14 protein-coding genes and 7 pseudogenes are annotated in these 16,063 nt (G+C 65.9%); 11 read left to right on the forward strand and 10 right to left on the reverse strand.

The annotated features are described in order from the left end of the window. Positions 1–72: 72 nt before the first annotated feature. Positions 73–756: pseudogene (locus ACZ7HQ_RS39305) on the forward strand (ISL3 family transposase); the annotation flags it as partial. Positions 757–1,050: 294 nt separating this feature from the next. Here the strand turns inward: ACZ7HQ_RS39305 and ACZ7HQ_RS39310 are convergent. Then, a pseudogene (locus tag ACZ7HQ_RS39310) lies at positions 1,051–1,906 on the reverse strand (IS701 family transposase); the annotation flags it as partial. Between the two features lie 56 nt (positions 1,907–1,962). Between ACZ7HQ_RS39310 and ACZ7HQ_RS39315 the strand changes: the two are divergent. After that, positions 1,963–3,099: pseudogene (locus ACZ7HQ_RS39315) on the forward strand (ISAzo13 family transposase); the annotation flags it as partial. Here ACZ7HQ_RS39315 and ACZ7HQ_RS39320 read toward each other — a convergent pair. The 3 genes and pseudogenes from ACZ7HQ_RS39320 to ACZ7HQ_RS39330 all read right to left on the reverse strand — a co-directional run. Then, on the reverse strand, positions 2,996–3,523 hold the full coding sequence (locus ACZ7HQ_RS39320; protein ID WP_471000605.1) for an ISAs1 family transposase: 528 nt from the start codon (positions 3,521–3,523) through the stop codon (positions 2,996–2,998). The pseudogene ACZ7HQ_RS39315 and the gene ACZ7HQ_RS39320 sit on opposite strands and share 104 nt — an antisense overlap. After that, positions 3,489–3,764, reverse strand: a pseudogene (locus tag ACZ7HQ_RS39325) (transposase family protein); the annotation flags it as partial. The gene ACZ7HQ_RS39320 and the pseudogene ACZ7HQ_RS39325, both read right to left, overlap by 35 nt. Before the next feature lie 156 nt (positions 3,765–3,920). After that, a pseudogene (locus ACZ7HQ_RS39330) lies at positions 3,921–4,511 on the reverse strand (IS6 family transposase); the annotation flags it as partial. Between ACZ7HQ_RS39330 and ACZ7HQ_RS39335 the strand changes: the two are divergent. The 5 genes and pseudogenes from ACZ7HQ_RS39335 to ACZ7HQ_RS39355 form a co-directional block, all read left to right on the forward strand. Beyond that, positions 4,459–4,887: pseudogene (locus ACZ7HQ_RS39335) on the forward strand (transposase); the annotation flags it as partial. The pseudogenes ACZ7HQ_RS39330 and ACZ7HQ_RS39335 overlap by 53 nt on opposite strands. A 332-nt stretch (positions 4,888–5,219) precedes the next feature. Continuing rightward, positions 5,220–5,795 (forward strand): IS110 family transposase, encoded by a 576-nt coding sequence (locus ACZ7HQ_RS39340; protein ID WP_471000571.1) that lies wholly within the window; start codon positions 5,220–5,222, stop codon positions 5,793–5,795. A 67-nt stretch (positions 5,796–5,862) separates the two neighbouring features. After that, complete coding sequence (locus ACZ7HQ_RS39345) at positions 5,863–6,669, forward strand: transposase (protein ID WP_471000573.1); 807 nt, start codon at positions 5,863–5,865, stop codon at positions 6,667–6,669. Between the two features lie 410 nt (positions 6,670–7,079). After that, complete coding sequence (locus tag ACZ7HQ_RS39350) at positions 7,080–7,283, forward strand: hypothetical protein (protein WP_471000576.1); 204 nt, start codon at positions 7,080–7,082, stop codon at positions 7,281–7,283. A gap of 209 nt (positions 7,284–7,492) precedes the next feature. Then, positions 7,493–7,975, forward strand: coding sequence for a MoaF-related domain-containing protein (locus tag ACZ7HQ_RS39355; RefSeq protein WP_471000578.1), 483 nt, complete (start codon positions 7,493–7,495; stop codon positions 7,973–7,975). A 424-nt stretch (positions 7,976–8,399) separates the two neighbouring features. Here ACZ7HQ_RS39355 and ACZ7HQ_RS39360 read toward each other — a convergent pair whose 3' ends face one another. The 6 genes from ACZ7HQ_RS39360 to ACZ7HQ_RS39385 form a co-directional block, all read right to left on the reverse strand. Next, the gene (locus ACZ7HQ_RS39360; protein WP_471000581.1) at positions 8,400–8,654 is read right to left on the reverse strand and encodes a hypothetical protein; all 255 of its coding nucleotides are present in this window, start codon (positions 8,652–8,654) and stop codon (positions 8,400–8,402) included. A gap of 777 nt (positions 8,655–9,431) precedes the next feature. Further along, on the reverse strand, positions 9,432–9,680 hold the full coding sequence (locus ACZ7HQ_RS39365) for a transposase (RefSeq protein ID WP_471000608.1): 249 nt from the start codon (positions 9,678–9,680) through the stop codon (positions 9,432–9,434). 143 nt (positions 9,681–9,823) lie between these two features. After that, positions 9,824–10,354 (reverse strand): hypothetical protein, encoded by a 531-nt coding sequence (locus ACZ7HQ_RS39370; protein WP_471000584.1) that lies wholly within the window; start codon positions 10,352–10,354, stop codon positions 9,824–9,826. Positions 10,355–10,850: 496 nt separating this feature from the next. Beyond that, a complete protein-coding gene (locus ACZ7HQ_RS39375; RefSeq protein ID WP_471000587.1) occupies positions 10,851–11,498 on the reverse strand; it encodes a response regulator in 648 nt (215 codons plus the stop codon). Between the two features lie 385 nt (positions 11,499–11,883). Then, positions 11,884–12,603, reverse strand: a complete 720-nt coding sequence (locus ACZ7HQ_RS39380; protein WP_471000591.1) for an IS6 family transposase — start codon at positions 12,601–12,603, stop codon at positions 11,884–11,886. Positions 12,604–12,672: 69 nt separating this feature from the next. Beyond that, a complete protein-coding gene (locus ACZ7HQ_RS39385; RefSeq protein ID WP_471000594.1) occupies positions 12,673–12,933 on the reverse strand; it encodes a hypothetical protein in 261 nt (86 codons plus the stop codon). Between the two features lie 345 nt (positions 12,934–13,278). Between ACZ7HQ_RS39385 and ACZ7HQ_RS39390 the strand changes: the two genes are divergently transcribed. The 4 genes and pseudogenes from ACZ7HQ_RS39390 to ACZ7HQ_RS39405 all read left to right on the forward strand — a co-directional run. Beyond that, positions 13,279–14,241: a hypothetical protein gene (locus tag ACZ7HQ_RS39390; RefSeq protein WP_471000596.1), complete on the forward strand. Its 963-nt coding sequence runs from the start codon at positions 13,279–13,281 to the stop codon at positions 14,239–14,241. A 38-nt stretch (positions 14,242–14,279) separates the two neighbouring features. Then, the gene (locus ACZ7HQ_RS39395) at positions 14,280–14,639 is read left to right on the forward strand and encodes a transposase (protein WP_471000611.1); all 360 of its coding nucleotides are present in this window, start codon (positions 14,280–14,282) and stop codon (positions 14,637–14,639) included. After that, positions 14,636–15,013 (forward strand): IS3 family transposase, encoded by a 378-nt coding sequence (locus ACZ7HQ_RS39400; RefSeq protein ID WP_471000599.1) that lies wholly within the window; start codon positions 14,636–14,638, stop codon positions 15,011–15,013. Before ACZ7HQ_RS39395 ends, ACZ7HQ_RS39400 begins: the two co-directional genes overlap by 4 nt. A gap of 35 nt (positions 15,014–15,048) precedes the next feature. Then, positions 15,049–15,968 (forward strand): annotated as a pseudogene (locus ACZ7HQ_RS39405) (IS3 family transposase); the annotation flags it as partial. Positions 15,969–16,063: the final 95 nt, after the last annotated feature.

The following is a 16,063-nucleotide window of genomic DNA, read 5'->3' on the forward strand; positions in this document are numbered from 1 at the left end:
TCACATTCGGTGGTGACGGAGAGTTGTGAGGGTCGTTGACATTCGAGTGAAGGATGTCAACGGCCTACGCAGATGGTGTTTTCGGGGCTGTTTCCGCTGGTCATAGAGGATGTGACCGACGAGGGTGAGCGGATCGCGGTGCAAGCTCGGACGCCGAGGGAAGCCGCGGTCTGTTCGGTGTGCGGGGAGCCGTCTGGGCGGGTGCACGGCTATCAGCTGCGGACGGTGGCCGACGTTCCCGTCGACGGACTGCGGGTGGTGGTCCTTGTGCGGGTGCGGCGTCTGGTGTGCCCCACGCGCGGTTGCTGCCATACCTTCCGCGAGCAGGTGCCCGGAGTCCTGGAGCGATACCAGCGCCGCACCGCCCGGCTGACCAGGCAAATCAAGGCTGTGGTCAAGGAATTAGCGGGTCGGGCGGGTGCACGTTTGCTGGTGATACTCGCGGTGCGCCTGTCGCGCCACGCGGCCTTGCGCACTCTGTTACGCATCCCGGTGACCACAGGGCGGACACCCCGCGTGATCGGTGTCGACGACTTCGCTTTGCGCCGACGACACCGCTATGCCACGATCGTGATCGACGCCGAGACCCATGAGCGGATCGATGTGCTGCCCGACCGCACCGCCGACACCCTGGAAGCGTGGCTGCGCGAGCATCCCGACATCGAGGTCGTGTGCCGCGACGGCTCGGCGACCTATGCCGAGGCTATCCGCCGCGCCCTGCCCGACGCGGTCCAGCTCGGAGACCGCTGGCATGTGTCGGCGTACGGCCTTCTCTGGCCCTGGCAAGATTTCCGTGAAGCCGGAGTGTGCCACCGTGCGCCGGTGACGCTCCGTCACGGCTAGTACTCCAGCAGGATTTCGCTGTCTGACCTGGTGTTTTCGCCGGGTGGCGGGAGTGTAGCGGGACTTCGATCGTGCGGGGGCGGTCTCACGGAGACCGCCCTTCGATCGTGCGACAACGCCGCAGGTAGTGACAGCGGCGGGCGACTGCTTGGCGTTGGCGGCGCCAGTTCGACCAGCTCAGCGCGTGGTGTCGTCCGCGGTGTCCGCTCAGGTGCGGGGGCCGGGCACGACAAGCTGCCAGGAGTCGCCGAACCTCCGCCACTGTGAGCCCGATGAGCCCGGGTGTCTCACCTGTTCCGCCCCCTTTTCCCAGCGCTGGTGTGCCGTGGCGGCCAGGAAGGCGTGAGCGAGCATGGCCAGGGTGAGGTGTCGATACCAGCCCACGTAGCGGCGGACCTCGTACTGATCTAGGCCGCACTCGTTCTTCGCGGCCTGGAAGCACTCCTCGATCGCCCAGCGTGTCCCGGCGACCCGCACCAGCTCCTGGACGGTGGCCTGCAGGGGTGCGTAGGCGAGGTAGTAGGCGATCTCGTCGGGCTTGCTGATGCTGCGCCGGGCCAGTGCCCACCGCATCCGGTGAGGGGCCTCGCCCTGATAGTCGAATTCGGCGACGGCCGGCAGCCGCACCGCTGCCCAGTGATAGGCGCGGGGCCCCTTCGCGCCGTCGCCGCACGAGATCTTCTCCCGTGCCTCGCCCGGGGCTTGAGCGAACAGGCCCTCGATCCGTGAACAGCCCACGCTGAACTGGGACTTGGGCACGGCCAGCACGTAGCCGACACCCGACTGTTCCAGCAGCCGGCGGAATCGGTTGTCCTGGCCGTAGGCGGAATCCGCGGTGACCCAGGTAATGGGCAGCGGCGAGGCGAGGGCCCGCAGCACCATGTGCCGGGCCAGTCCGCCCTTGGTGGCGAACTCCCGCTCGTCGGGGACCCTTGCGGTGCGGCAGCGTTCCCGGTCCTCGGTCCAGGACTTCGGGGAGGTAGAGCTCGCGGTCGACCAGAGCCCTGCCGCGGGTGGTGGCGTAGGCGGCGAAGACGCCGATCTGGCAGTTCTCGGTCCGGCCGGGGGCTTGTATTTCAATTACCGCTTGTTCTGGTGGAGTTGGTGGGATGGTGGACCATGTCTGTGCGTCCTCCGGTCACCGCCTTGCGGGCCAAGTTCGATCGGATCCTGCCTCATCTTGATGAGCGTCGTCGGCGGCTCTACTTGGGCAGCGAGGCCGCAGCAATCGGCCACGGCGGGATCGCTCTGGTGGCTGCAGCCTCCGGGACCAGTGCCTCCACCGTCTCGCGCGGTGTCACAGAGCTGGCCGGGGATCCGGTGCCCGTGCAGAGGGTCCGGGCTCCGGGAGCCGGCCGCAAGCCGTTGACGGCCACTGATCCCGGCCTGGTGCCGGCGCTCGAGGCGCTGATCGAGCCGCACACCCGGGTCGATCCAGTTTCCCCACTGCGATGGACCACCCTGTCGCTGCGCGCTCTGGCCTCGACCCTCACATCGCAGGGCCATCGCGTCAGCGCCGCAACCGTCGGGCGCCTGCTACACGGCCTGGGCTACAGCCTGCAGGGAACCGTCAAAACCACCGAAGGCGCCAGCCACCCGGACCGCGACGCCCAGTTCGCTCACCTGAACGCCACGGCCACCGCTTTTCTCGACGCCCGGCAGCCGGTGATCAGCGTCGACACCAAGGCCAAGGAATGGCTCGGCAACCGCGACCGGCCCGGCCGCACCTGGCGGCCGGGTAAGGAACCGATCAAAGTTGACTGCCACACCTTCACCACCAGCGACCAGCCCGTCGCCATCCCCTACGGGATCTACGACATCGCCACCAACACCGGCTGGGTCAACGTCGGGACCGACCACGACACCGCCGAGTTCGCGGTCGAGTCCATACGCCGCTGGTGGCAGCGCCGCGGACGGCTGCACCACCCGGACGCCACCCGGCTGCTGATCACCGCCGACGCTGGCGGCTCCAACGATCCCCGCCGCTGGACCTGGAAGAAGTACCTGGCCGCCTTCGCCCTGCAGAGCGGCCTGGAGATCACGGTCTGCCACTTCCCGCCCGGCACGTCGAAGTGGAACAAGATCGAACACCGGATGTTCTGCCACATCACCGCGAACTGGCGCGGCCGCCCACTGACCAGCTACGAGGTCGTCATCGAGACCATCGCCGCGACGACCACTCAGACCGGGCTGACCATCGGCGCCGAGCTGGACACCGGCAGCTACCGCCTGGGCTCAACGGTGACCGCTGCCGAGGTTCGTAGAGGTTCTTCTGGTTCCGCTTCACGGTGAAGGCGTAGTGGGCCTTCTTCGTCTCGGCGAGGAAGCGGGCGTGGTCGCGCTGGGTGTGGAGAGCGTCGCCGGTCACGGTGACTCCGTGCAGGTCATAGGGGTTTAGGAGGGCTGTGAAGCACGTGATCTCGTTCGTCTTCGCGGGGACCCTGAGCTGGGTGATGGTCATGCCGGTGCCGGTCATCGCGGCCAGCAGGTGCGCGGCTGGGGTGGTGCCGAGGCGCGAGCCGCGGGCGCTCTTGCCGTCTACGGCGAGGGTGTCGGTGCCGGCCCGGGTCGTGGCCGAGGAGGTCGGCCAGGCCGCCGGGGCAGGTGTCCTTGATGATCCGGCGGATCGTCGCGCCGCTGGGCGGGATGCGTACGGCCAGGGCGGTTGCGGTGCGGGCACCGAGCCGGGCCAGGACGTCCTGCGGGGCGTCAGCCGCCCACTCGTCGATCGCCGTGAAACTCCTCGCCCCGCTCACCACGGCGGAGCAGGCGATCAGCAGTACTGCCACGAAGGGGTGACGCTTCCCGCGCCGGCACCGCGGATCGGCCAGCGTGGCCAGCCGTTCGGTCAGCGGACCCGTCGCGCGGTGCTGACGGGTGGGCGACTTGACCAGACAGACGGTGGCAGACTGGCGGCACATAGAAGCTCCGTTGGGCGCAGGCGACTTGGCAAGGTCACCTTCACAACGGAGCTTCTTTGCGTCCGGTCGCACACCATCCCGGCATCGTCACACCGCCGTGACCTGCACACTCACAACATCACCGCGACTTTGCAATCGCCCTGGGAAGTGGGGTGAGATGCGGGAGAAGGAGGCGAGGAATCTCTGGGCTGATCCGATGCTGCGGAAGCCCTTCCTGGCCCGTTCGCGCTCCGGTGTGGGTATATGGGAGTTTTCCGCCCGGTTGTTGAGATATTTTGAGGAGCGGTGGTCTACGGACGGCATCACGTCGCGGTGGGCAGCCCCGTAGGAGCGGAGTCTGTCCGTGACGATCACTCTCGGCAGGATCTCGGTGCCTTTGAGGAGCTTGCGGAAGAACCGCCTGGCCGCGGCGGTGTCGCGGGGGTTGGTCACGAGGATGTCGAGGACGTGGCCGTCCTGGTTCACCGCGCGCCATAGGTAGCGCTTCCGCCCGTTGACCTTGATGAAGACTTCGTCCAGGTGCCACCGGTCCCCGGGCCGGGGCTGCCGGCGGCGCAGCCTGGCGGCGTAGGCGGGACCGAACCGCTCGCACCACAGCCGGGCCGCCTCGTACGACACCTGGATGCCACGCTCGAAGAGGAGCTCCTCCACATCACGCAAGGACAGCCGGAACCGGTGGTACAGCCAGACCGCGGACCGGTTCGGCCAGCACCAGCACGCCGAGGCCATCGTCAGCATGCCCGGCATCGGCACCCTGCTCGGCGCCGAACTCGTCGCCTGCACCGGCGGCGACCTGGCCGCGTTCGGCAGCCCTGGCCGCCTGGCCGGTGTCGCCGGTCTCGCTCCAGTGCCCAAGGACTCGGGCCGGTTCAGCGGCAACATGCGCCGCCCGCACGGCTACCACCGGCGCCTGCTGCGGGTCTTCTACCTCTCCGCCCAGGTCGCCGCCCGCTGCTGCCCCACCTCGCAAGCCTTCTACCAGCGCAAACGCAGCGAAGGCAAGACACACAAGCAAGCCTTCCTCGCCCTTGCCCGACGCCGCCTCGACGTCTTTTGGGCACTCGTCCGCGACCAAAAGACCTTCACCGTCGAGCCGTCGAAACGCCACCACGCAGCGACGTAACACCATCACACAGCGTCAGGCACTGTCTTGACAAACCACTGTGAGTCTTCATCTGGCTGGCCCGGGACCGGCTGGCAGGGTTGGCGTCGGTCGCCTCGTCGTAGTCGTGACTCGTGACAAAAGTGGCCCCCACGGGTGCCTTGCCTATGAACTGTCCGACTATGGCGGGCGGTCGGCGCCGACCCGGCCCACCTCGGTGGCCTGATAAGAAGCCTGCCCGGCCCCAAAGGGCCGTGGCCCGTCACAGTTCTGCCTCGAAGTGACCTCTCCCGGGCACGGCGCCGGTCCGCAGCGACCGGGACCACCGCCTCACGGAGAGGAACCCTGATCGCGTGAACACCATTGTCGCCCACGCGCATTCATTCGTCATCGGCGTCGACACCCACGCCAAAACGCACACTTACGCCGTGCTCGCCTCCAGTGGTGAGCACCTGGGCACGGAGGCATTCCCCAACACCCACGCTGGCAGGGCACGAGCCATCAACTGGGCTGGATGTCGCACCGGTGGAGACCTCGCTGCTCTGTGGGTGATCGAGGGGGCGGGCAGTTACGGAGCCCAGATCGCCCGCCAGACGGCACGCGCCGGCTACCAGGTGGTTGAAGCCGCCAGAATGGGCCGCGCTGGCCGCCGCGGCATCGGCAAATTCGACCCGATCGACGCCCGGCGGATAGCCGCTGCCGTGCTTCCACAGCTGCGCACTCCACAAATGGACGAGGAGGTTCGGGCAGCGCTGAACTGCCCGTCATTATCGAACGTTCCAGTGGGCTGGTCGTCGACCGCTTGCTCGAGGCCGGATACCCGGTCGTGCCTGTCCACCCAACTGCCTTTCACGCCGCCCGACCTCGATGGGGCGCCTCCGGTGCCAAATCCGATCCCGGTGACAGCTACAAACTCGCGGACTATCTAGGCACCGATGGCACCGCCTGCGCCGCCTCGTGCCTGTCGACAGTGGCCTACGAGAACTCCAAGCCCTCGTGCGCCTGCGCGATGACCACGTTCGTGCACGCACGGCCGCCGGCAACCAGCTCGGTGCTCTGCTCGAGCAGCACTGGCCCGGACCCAAGAACCTGTTCTGCTCGCTCGTCTCCGACATTGCCCTGGACTTCCTGACGGACTACCCCACGCCGCAGTCAGCCGCCCGACTCGGCGAAGCCCGCATGGCCGCCTTCTGCAAGCGTCATGCCTACCGCGGCGGCAAGCCGGCATCCGCACTGCTGGCCCGACTCCGCTCCGCTCCCATCGCCCCTGTCAGCCTCCCCGCGGACGTCCTCACCGCGCTCATCACCGCGCAAGTCCAGCTCCTGCGCAGTCTGCAGGCCACCATCGCCCAGCTCGAGACGACCATCAAAAACCGTCTTGCCAAGCACCCTCGGGCCCTCCTCCTCGCCGAGCTGCCGGGCGTGGGCACCATCAACCTTGCGCAGCTGCTCGCCGAGGTTGGCCCAGTCCTTGACCGCGTCGAGTCCGCCGAACAAGCCGCCGCCGAGTGCGGAGCCGCACCGGTGACCAAGGCATCCGGGAAGACACACGGCGTCTACTTCCGGTGGGCCGCCAACACACGCGCCCGCAAGGCCATCACTGCCTTCGCTCACGACTCCCGCATGCAGTCGCCGTGGGCCGCCACCCTCTATGCCAACGCCCGCGCACGCGGAAAACGCAACCCTCACGCCACGCGGATCGTCGCCCGCGCATGGCTCCGTGTCATATGGGCTTGCTGGCACAACGCCACCCCTTACGACCCCTACAGCCACCCCGCTGCCCAACGCCTCACAGCCCCCTGACTTGACTCAGCGGACTCAAGCGCTACCTCGCCCGACGCCTCTACCGTCATCTCAACAACGCCGCCGCGGCTGAATTGGGGGTTGACGGGACATAGAAGCTTCATAGGGAATCACTGTGACTGCGATCACCGCGCGGACGACGCGTGGACGGGCCTGTCATTGTTCGGCACACCGAACCTGCATTTCTTGGAGACCACACAGTTTCTGGACCATCTTGCCCCGACCTTTCTCAGCGTGATTTCTTTTTTCCTGCTGCGCGCCGCCTGAGGCTGCGGAGGCGGCCAATCCGTACACCCCATCGGATTTGTCTGGTCACACGTTCGTCACGACAGAGTGGCGTCTGCCCTCGTGGAGACCCCGCGAGGGCAGGTCAGACTTTCCCCAGCTGACCTACTTTCCAAAGAATGCCCATGAACGACCTCGAGAGTGGCGTCGTGATTTCTCAGGAGAAGCCGATCCCCGAACTACGGAGTGCAGGGAGCGGATGCTGCATGACCGTGTCCATGTCTAGGCGCACCCAGCCAGATGAACGGGACAGCTCGCCGGACGAGCAAGTGTTCTGGCTTCACCACTGCTTCATCGGCCTCCGGCGCGCGGTGACGGCAGCTTACTGAGTTTCTTCAGTGGCCACCGATCGGGTGACGGCTGTTCCGCTAAGTTGGCCTCCGCAGGTAGGGGCCCAAGTCAACGTCTGGCGGCTGTTCACTCCAGGACGTGTCCGCTGAAGAGGCTCACTGATCTCACCCTCGCCAGGCGCTTTCCGCCGCGGTGTGCGCGCTATCACTGTTCACCAAGCCCCCCTTCAACAAGGAGCTAATCACTCATGCGAACCCCAGCCAAGGCAGCCCGGGCCGTGCTGACCACAGTCACCGCCATCATGGTGACCACCTCCGCCGCCGCTGCGGCACCCGCCGCGGCTCATTCCGCCGCCCATTCCGCAGCCGGCGTCTCCCCGACTGGTGACACGAATGCCAGCGCCAAGGTGCCTACCTTTGCCGGGCACGCCTACCAGCTGAAGGTCGACAATGGCGTCGTGTTCCGGAACAGCTACTCCGCTGACGGCACCAGACTCCACTGGGAAGCGCTGGAAGGTCCGTTCAGGGGCAGCAGCGGCGACGAGAAACTGTCCGTGCGCAGGATCAGGGACGGCATTTACCACATCAACTGGGTTGAGTCGTCAGGGATGACGGTTTCCCATGTCATGGACCTCAACACCAAGACCGTCTCGATCTACTGGACGTACGTCACCGCCGATGGCGACCGGGTCGGCGAGCCGCACACTGCCTCGTTCGACCGCCTTGCCTGATCCACAGCCGCACAGGCTGTCAACGAGTCCGGTATCGGCGGCGATGTTCCTCTGTACAAAATTCGGCCGCCACCGTCCGCTGGTCTTCCGGACCGATGTGTCACGGCAGCTCTACACTCTGCCGGATCAGTAACGCGCTTATCTCGTGAGCTTGGATCGGAAAGGGACGCGGCGCGGCGGCACGGGCCGGTTCCCCCGACCGACACCGACCTGTGCAGTCGGCAACCGCATCCCTCCTGCGCCGGACGGGTGCCCACAGCACGGGCCTGTGGGCACCGCAACGACCCCAGCAGATCCACCACGGCGCGTACCAGCCTGACCACGCCAGCGGGCCGGAGCCGAAGCCCCGAAGAGACCGGCACACCACTTACCGCACACGGCCATCACGGGCCCTGGCGCTCGCAGCTCAGACCAGCGGCCTGGGTCAGTGGTTGGTACCGGAGGCCCAGACGGCCTGGCTGCCGTCGTAGATCACGACGTTGCCGTCGTCCTGGACGGCGAGCCGGGAGCCAGGATGCCCAGCGGTGTTGGAGGCCCACACCGCACGTCCGGAGAGGGTGTAGACGACGAAGTTGCCGTCCGTCTGCAGGACGGCACGCCAGCCGCTGCCCACAGTATTGGAGGCCCATCGGGCGCGGCCGAACTCGTCGTAGATGACCAGGTTGCCGTCGGTCTGCATCACCAGCGTGGCAGCACCGGAACTCCAGGAATACCCCCGCTCAAGCGAGGCAGGCGCGTACAACACCTGGGGGGCACGTCTGACCACACCTGCCGTTGCTTGCACGTGCGCTGAGGTGTGTACGGGCAGGGCGGCACTAGCCTGGCCAGCAAGTGCCACAGTGGCGAGCGCAGCGGCTGCCAGCAGCGTACTGATCCTCTTCCTCAAGGAAGGAGCCCCTTTCACCAAGTCGGTCGTGCGCCGGTCCCGGACGGGAACACGGCAGCCAGAGTCTGACATCGCACAACCGCACGAGCCCCGGAAAGCCACCATCGTGACGCGTTCACATCACTCATGTGGCCAAGAGCGAGTCACGATCGTGTCCCGCCGAGCGATGTAAGGGCTCGCAGAGAATCAAGGTTTTGCTTCCCCTGATGCGGCTCGTTGTTGTGGTAGGAGCGTCTCCGACGGATTCGTGGTCAACTCGCGGTGAAGTTCGGGGTGTTGTTTCCACATTTGGACGAGTGGCAGCGGCCGCTGATGATGGGGGCCGAGGCCCGGATCCTGGGACACGGTGGTATCCGGTCACGCAGGCGGCCCAGGTCAGCGAGACGACGGCCCGCAAGGGCGCCCTTGCCCGAGGAATCGACAAGCGCGATCGCGTCCCGCTTGAACTCCTCGGCCTACCGCTTCGTGTACTTGCTTCCTACCTGGTGCTCCTTCCTCCCTGGTGCAGGGTGGTGAGGATCGACTCGACGGCATACCCCGTGGCCCGCATCTGATCGGCGATCGCCACGATCAGCGGTTCCGGGGGTCGAGCTCCCGGGCGAAGAAAATCGTCGCGGACTTCAGTACCTCGTTGACCTCGCGCAGCCGTTTGTTCTCCGCCCGCAGCCTGCGCAGTTCCTCGCGCTCGTCCGTGCTCACGCCCGCTGCCCAGCCGCTGTCGATCTCGTGTTGGGTGACCCAGCGCCGCACGGACTCCCGGGAGACGCCAAGGGAATCAGCGACCTGGCAGTGCGCGCTCGGAGGAGTACTCCGCGCGATGCTCTGTCACCAGCCTCACGGCCTGGCTACGAAGGGCTGCGTCAATCTTCTTGGGCACGTGTCCCATCCTCTCTGACAGCTCACAACGGAGCGGCAGAGAAGTCGGAACGGTTCAGTGCGGGGGTGGGTTGCTCAGCTGGGCACTATGGGTTGGTGAAGTGTGGGGGGGGCCAGCCGGGGTCGGGTATCTGCTCGCTGAAGAAGTTCAGCAGTCGCCATCCGGTGGGGTGGTCGTATTGCATGAGCAGCGGCACCGTGGGGTGGGGCTGACTAGGGTTGCCGGCGCCCTGGGGCGGGGTCGGTATGAGACGGACCAGCATCATGTTGGGGGCGATGAAGGCCGGGTTGATCCCGAGGCCCCAGGTGTCCGGGGTGACGGGCAGTGTGGCGTTTTTGATCTGGGTGTGGGCGAAGGGGTGCCACAGTTCGTGGTCGACGTGGTCGTGGGTGAACGCTTCGACGATGTCGTCGGGTCTGTGCTCGCTGGCGCGCGTGTGTTCGTGACGGGGGGTGAGCCAGGCTTGGGTCCAGCAGTGGCGCAGTGTGGGGTGTGTGGCTCGCCAGGTGGCCCGCATGTCGTGGTCGATCCAGTAAGCGTGGGTGAATGCCCAGGCGGCGTTGATGGCGGGTAGGTGCGCGGTGTAGAGGGCTATGTCCTCGTGGCTGTGGTTCATTCGCTGCGTGGGGTATCTCCGGTCGGCGGCTGTACGTTTGGGGCGTTTGTGGGCGCCGTCTGTGTCGCTGATGGCCCCGTGCCTTGGCTTTCTTTCGGGCCTGACGTACGGGCCGTTGGCGTGTGTGAGTAGGTGTTCGTGCCCTATGAACTGGGCGGAATGAAGCATGTCAAGTTTTGTGGGTTCCGTCTCACCGTTTTCCTGGGCTTCGTGAGCCGGGCTCTGTGGCAGTGACCGGAGCGACTGGAGTTCCGGATTGAGTGGGTGTTAAGAGGTGGATCATGATGCGGGTGTAGTCCGCGCTGTTCTTCTGTCTCCTGTTCCGGGGAGAATCGAAACGGATGATCCGGCCGTGGTGTCGTAACGATGGTTTCCCTCGTTCTTCTTTCAGATCCTGCGCAGGTTCTCCCCTTCTTCCTGGGTGTTGGGATTTCCGGCTGGTGACTGCACAGTTGGGCGTTCTGGTCACAGTCGCTGTCCCAGGCGGGGCCCGTATTCATGCTTTGCCGCTGGGGTACGGGTCGCCGGTGTGCAGCAGTGAGCATTCCTGGGTTTCTGCCTGGTCCGAAATCGTCCCTTCGGGATGCTGGGCCGGCGTATACCAAGTGTGTGTAGGGGGGTGTTGGGGCTGGTCAGGTTCTGTTCGGTGGACTGTGGCCTTGTCGAGGGCCTGGCGCAGTTCGGCTTCCTGCGCTCGCGACCGTTCAAGTTCCCTGCGTAGCCGTTTGTTCTCGCTGTAGAGGCTGATGAGTTGCCGGGCCTTGGCTCTCAGTTCCCAGGGGTCGATGGGTTTGGCCAGGTAGTCGGCTGCGCCTTTCTTGAATGCTGCGTATGCGCAGTCGACGTCGCGTGGCGCTGCTGTGAGCATGATGATCGGTACGTCTTGTGTGCGGTGGAGCCCTTTGAGGTAGGTCATCGTCTGCAGGCCGTCCATGCCGCCGGGTATGACCATGTCGAGGATCACCAGGGCGAAGTCTTCTCGTAGCACGGTTTTGAGGGCGTGTTCTCCGCAGGCTGCGGTGATGATGTCGCGCTGGAGGGGCGCCAGGGCATGCTGTATGGCGCATAGGCTTGCGGGTTCGTCATCGATAAGAAGGATTTTGTCTGGGGCATTCATTGTCCTGCCCATCGCGTCCGTGGCCATGGCAGACGAAGGCACAGTAGGCGCTAGGTGGCTCCGAGCGCGGAGTGTTCCGGCTTTTCTTCGTATCCGGGCGGTGGCTCTTGCTAGAATCCGCCCGTCGACGTGGAGGGGAGTTTGCCAGGGGCCGATGGAGTTGGCATATTACGTGGGAAAATGTAGCGGGGATCTCGTTGCGGGCTCGGTCGGCCGCAAGCCCGGCACCATCTGCACGAGGCACAGGCTCGCAAGCGAGAGCGGGATCGCGGAAGTCCGCGAGCTGCTCCGGCTGGCCGAGGCTGGCAGGGGCCCCAAGCTGAAGCCCAGGCCAGCAGTAGCCGGTAGGGCTTGTCAAGTTGCTGTTGGTGTAGGCCACTTGGGGTACACCGGTGTGCGGGCGGTGTCTGGTTCAGGCGGTCGTGGCCATGAGTGTGGTGCCGGTGATCTGGTGCCAGATGGTGAAGCGGTTGGTCATCTCGGTGCGGTAGTCGGGGGCGGTCATCAGGTGTCGGCGGGGAGGGAAGTACGGTGAGATCCGGGAGAAGGAGGTGAGGAATCTCTGGGCAGTGCCGACACTGCGGAAGCCCTTCATGCCGTGTTCGCGCTCGCCTGTGGGTATATGGGAGTTTTCCGCCCGGCTGTTGAGATATTTCGAGCTGCGATGCTCGACCGACGGCATGACGTCTCGGTGGGCGGCACCATATGAACGGAGCTTGTCCGTAACGATCACACGGGGCAGGGCCCCGGTGCCCTTGAGGAGCTTGCGGAAGAAGCGCTTCGCGGCCTTGGTGTCGCGCTTATCGGTCACGAGGATGTCCAGCACGTTCCCGTCCTGGTCCACCGCGCGCCATAAGTACCGCATCTGCCCGTTGACCTTGATGAAGACTCCGTCCAGATGCCACCGGTCACCCGGGCGGGGCTGCCGGCGGCGCAGCCCGGCGGCGTAGGCGGAGCCGAACCGCTCACACCACAGCCGGACCGCCTCGTACGACACCTGGATACCGCGCTCGAACAGCAACTCCTCCACATCACGGAAGGACAGAGGGAAACGGTGATACAGCCAGACCGCGTGCGCGATCACCTCCGGCGGGAACCGGAAGCCCTTGTACGACGGTGCAGCACTGTCCACCGCCAGACCCCTCCCACCACGATCTACACCAAGATCATCCCACCCCACCGCTCAACTTGATAACACCCGTCAGCGGGCGCCAGTCTCAGGTTCGGGCCGGGGCAGCTCGTCCAGGTCAAGGGTGAAGGTGCGCCCGTCGGCCAGCTCGATGGGTAGCTTGCCCGTGCCGTACTTGTGGGTGCGCGCTGTGATGTAACCGGTGCCGGTGGGCTCGGTGTGGACGACGACCTCCCCGGCGTACGGGTCCACGACCAGATAGACCGGGATGGCGTAGCGACCGTACTTGGCGGTGCAGTCGTCGTAGTCCTTGCGCGCGGAGGAGACCGACACCACCGAAGCTGTAGCGCTTAGCCTGTCGCTGCGCGTCCTCGCGCAGGATGGCGAAGTCCAGGGCGGAGTTCTCGTCGGCAGGGAAGTCGATGTAGACGTCGGAGGCGGTCTTCGCGTGACGGCCGAGAGCGAGAGAGTCGATCTGCATCGACTTAATCGTGCTGGAGTGCTCGAAGCTCTGCGGGGTCATGATCACCTTTCCGTCCACACCGAAGAAGACCGTGTATCCATCACGGCGTACCGCGGGTTCTCTGCGCTATTTCGCGCTTGTAGGGATGGACGAAACACCCGCCCGAATACGTTTAGGTGCGTTGAACGGGGTGGTCACCCTGCAGACTCGATGGAGTGCATCACGATGATGAGGAAATAGGTGTCTACGTCGCGCAGGCAGGGGTTATCAACGCCGCGTGGGCGTTCGCCCGAGCGTTCTGGGTCGACCGGGATATGCGGGCCGCGTGGCAGGTCACACATCCCGCCTTGCGCCGCTGCTGGATACAAGCCTGGCTGACGCCCGGCTTGGAACATGTGCGCGCTCACGGGCACAGCCCCGAGGACATCGTCGAAGCGTTCGCAGGCAACAACGTCGACCATGAGCTGTGGGGTCCATTCGCCCACACCCAGATCAAGAGCGCCGCGCTGCCCATCACCCTGGACGCCTGGGCAGTGAAGGCCCACCCGGTATGCGTGGCCCCCAACGTGATGCTCGTCCACCTGATCCAGGCCCCGCCCCAGGAGGCAGGACGGCCAAGCCAGATCCACACCGCGGTGCCGCTGCTCATGCAGTACGACCGCCCATCAGGGTGGCGGCTACTGAACCTCTTCAGCGAACGGATACCTGAACCCGGATGGCCGCCACAGCTCCGCTTACCCACATCGACCGGCGTATCCACGACATCCACCACCCCCTCACCACAGCCGGACACACCAGCGTCTGGACGGCAACTCCCCGCGCGCAATGATGGCGCCGACGGCCAGTGCGTCTTCTTCCACCTGATTTCCGCGCTGCGCGGCGACGGCATCATGCTTACCCACAGTCCCGGGTTCGACGTAATTCGACGGCCTGGAGTGCCGAATCTGGGGTCTGACCTGCGTGGACATGGGTTTGGCTGCCTGGAGGGCGTTTCTCTAGGCGGCGGTATTCCTGCTGGTCAGCGGGGTGTGGGCTGGAGGTCGAGGACCTTCTTGGGGTGGGGGATGCTGAGCTTGGCGAGCAGGTCGGTCTGCGCCTTGGTGATGCCGGTGACCTGCTGGAACGTGCCGGTGGGACCGGTGAAGGTGGCACCTCCCCCCGGGGAGTGGACACCTTGATCCGGCCTCTGACCTGGGGCCGGGAGGAGATGTCCCTTATGGTGATGAAGTTCTACTCGCCGGAGTTCAAGGCGGATGCCGTCGCGCTGTACCTGTCTGATCCGGACCTGACCCTGGCCGGGGTCGCGGAGGACCTGGGCGTGAGCCGGGGGACACTGCGGGACTGGGTGCGGGCCGAGCGGTCTCGTCAGGGCGAGCTGCACACGACCATGAGCACGACGAGGAAGACCAAGGAGCCGGCCACGGTGAGCGAGCCCACCCGCGAAGAACTGCAGGCCGAGATAGCGGCCCTGCGCACCGAGCTGAAGCAGGTGCGCAAACAGAACGCGACGCTCGCCGAGGAACGCGACATCCTGCGCAAGGCCACGAAGTTTTTCGCGACCGAGATGACCTGGTGAGCCGCTGCCAGTTCATCGAGGACCACCGGCAGACCCACGACGTCCAGCGGTTGTGCCAACTCCTTGAGGTGGCCCGCTCCAGCTACTACAAGTGGCGAGGCGGGCGTGAGGCCCGCGCCGAGCGCGAGCGGGCCGACGAGGACCTGGCCGAGAAGATCCGGGCCATCCACACGGACTCCGACGGGACGTATGGCGCCCCGCGGATCACGGCCGAGCTCCGTGACACCCACGGCATGGTGATCAACGAGAAGAAGGTCGCGCGTGTCATGCGCAAGGGCACCTCCCCCCGGGGAGTGGACACCTTGATCCGGCCTCTGACCTGGGGCCGGGGAGGAGATGTCCCTGAGGCTGATCCTTTGGAGTGGACACCCTGACAATGGATCTTGATGGTCCAGGGAGGGATGTCCAGGTGCGACGCAAGTCTCCGTACCCGGAGGAGTTCAGGAAGGACGCTGTTGCGTTCTACCGCGCCGCAGCCGGGAAGCGGACGTACGCGGCGGTGGCCGCGGATCTCGGGATCACTGCGGAGTCGCTGCGGACGTGGGTCCGCAAGGACGACTCACAGGCCGTGCCCGAGGGCCGCGACGGCAGCGTGAGCGCGGCCGAGGAACTGGCCCGGTTGCGGGCGGAGAACGCTCGGCTGCTCAAGGCAGAGCAGGAGTGGCAGCTGGAACGCGAGATCCTGCGCCGGGCAGCGGCCTATTTCGCCCGAGAGGTGAAGTGAGCCCCCGCCGCTGGGACTTCATCTCCGACAACCGCGCCGACTTCGGCGTCAAGCGGATCTGCCGGGTGCTTGGAGCATCCCGCGCCGGCTAGTACCGGCACCTGGCCACCGAGCAGGCCCGCATCGAGCGCCAGGCCGAGGAGAAGCGGACCGTGAGCGAGATCCGCGCCATCCACGCCGAACACCAGGGAGCGTATGGGGCTCCGCGCGTCCATGCTGAACTGCGTGCGAGAGGACGCAGGATCAACCGCAAGCGCGTCACCCGGCTGATGCGCGTCAACCACATCGTCGGCCGGCACCTACGCAAGAAGAAGCGGACGACGATCGCGGACAGGAACGCGCCGCCCGCACCGGACCTGGTCATGCGCGACTTCACCGCCAACACGCTGAACACCAGGTGGTGCGGCGACATCACGTACATAGCCGTCGGCACGACATGGCTCTACCTCGCCACGGTGATCGACATCTGCTCGAGAACGGTGGTGGGCTGGTCGATCGCCGACCACATGCGTACCTCCCTGGTCACCGACGCGATCGAAATGGCTGTGGCCACCCGCGGCGGCCGGGTCCACGGCGTCGTTTTCCACACCGACAGGGGCGCCCAAGGTGGATTCAACTGGTCGTCGCAACACTTTGATCTCGGAGGTGTGCGACGTGGCCACGGCGGACTGGAGTTTGAAGACCAGCGATGTTCCGGAGG

The organism is Streptomyces sp. NPDC037290 (assembly GCF_055603245.1).

What these genes read in the sequence shown, in the direction of transcription:
- ACZ7HQ_RS39350 (WP_471000576.1), top strand. Translation starts at nt 7,080, where the DNA reads ATGAACGACCTCGAGAGTGGCGTCGTGATTTCTCAGGAGAAGCCGATC.
- ACZ7HQ_RS39355 (WP_471000578.1), top strand. Translation starts at nt 7,493, where the DNA reads ATGCGAACCCCAGCCAAGGCAGCCCGGGCCGTGCTGACCACAGTCACC.
- ACZ7HQ_RS39360 (WP_471000581.1), bottom strand. Translation starts at nt 8,654, where the DNA reads ATGCAGACCGACGGCAACCTGGTCATCTACGACGAGTTCGGCCGCGCC.
- ACZ7HQ_RS39370 (WP_471000584.1), bottom strand. Translation starts at nt 10,354, where the DNA reads ATGAACCACAGCCACGAGGACATAGCCCTCTACACCGCGCACCTACCC.
- ACZ7HQ_RS39375 (WP_471000587.1), bottom strand. Translation starts at nt 11,498, where the DNA reads ATGGCCACGGACGCGATGGGCAGGACAATGAATGCCCCAGACAAAATC.
- ACZ7HQ_RS39395 (WP_471000611.1), top strand. Translation starts at nt 14,280, where the DNA reads ATGGTGATGAAGTTCTACTCGCCGGAGTTCAAGGCGGATGCCGTCGCG.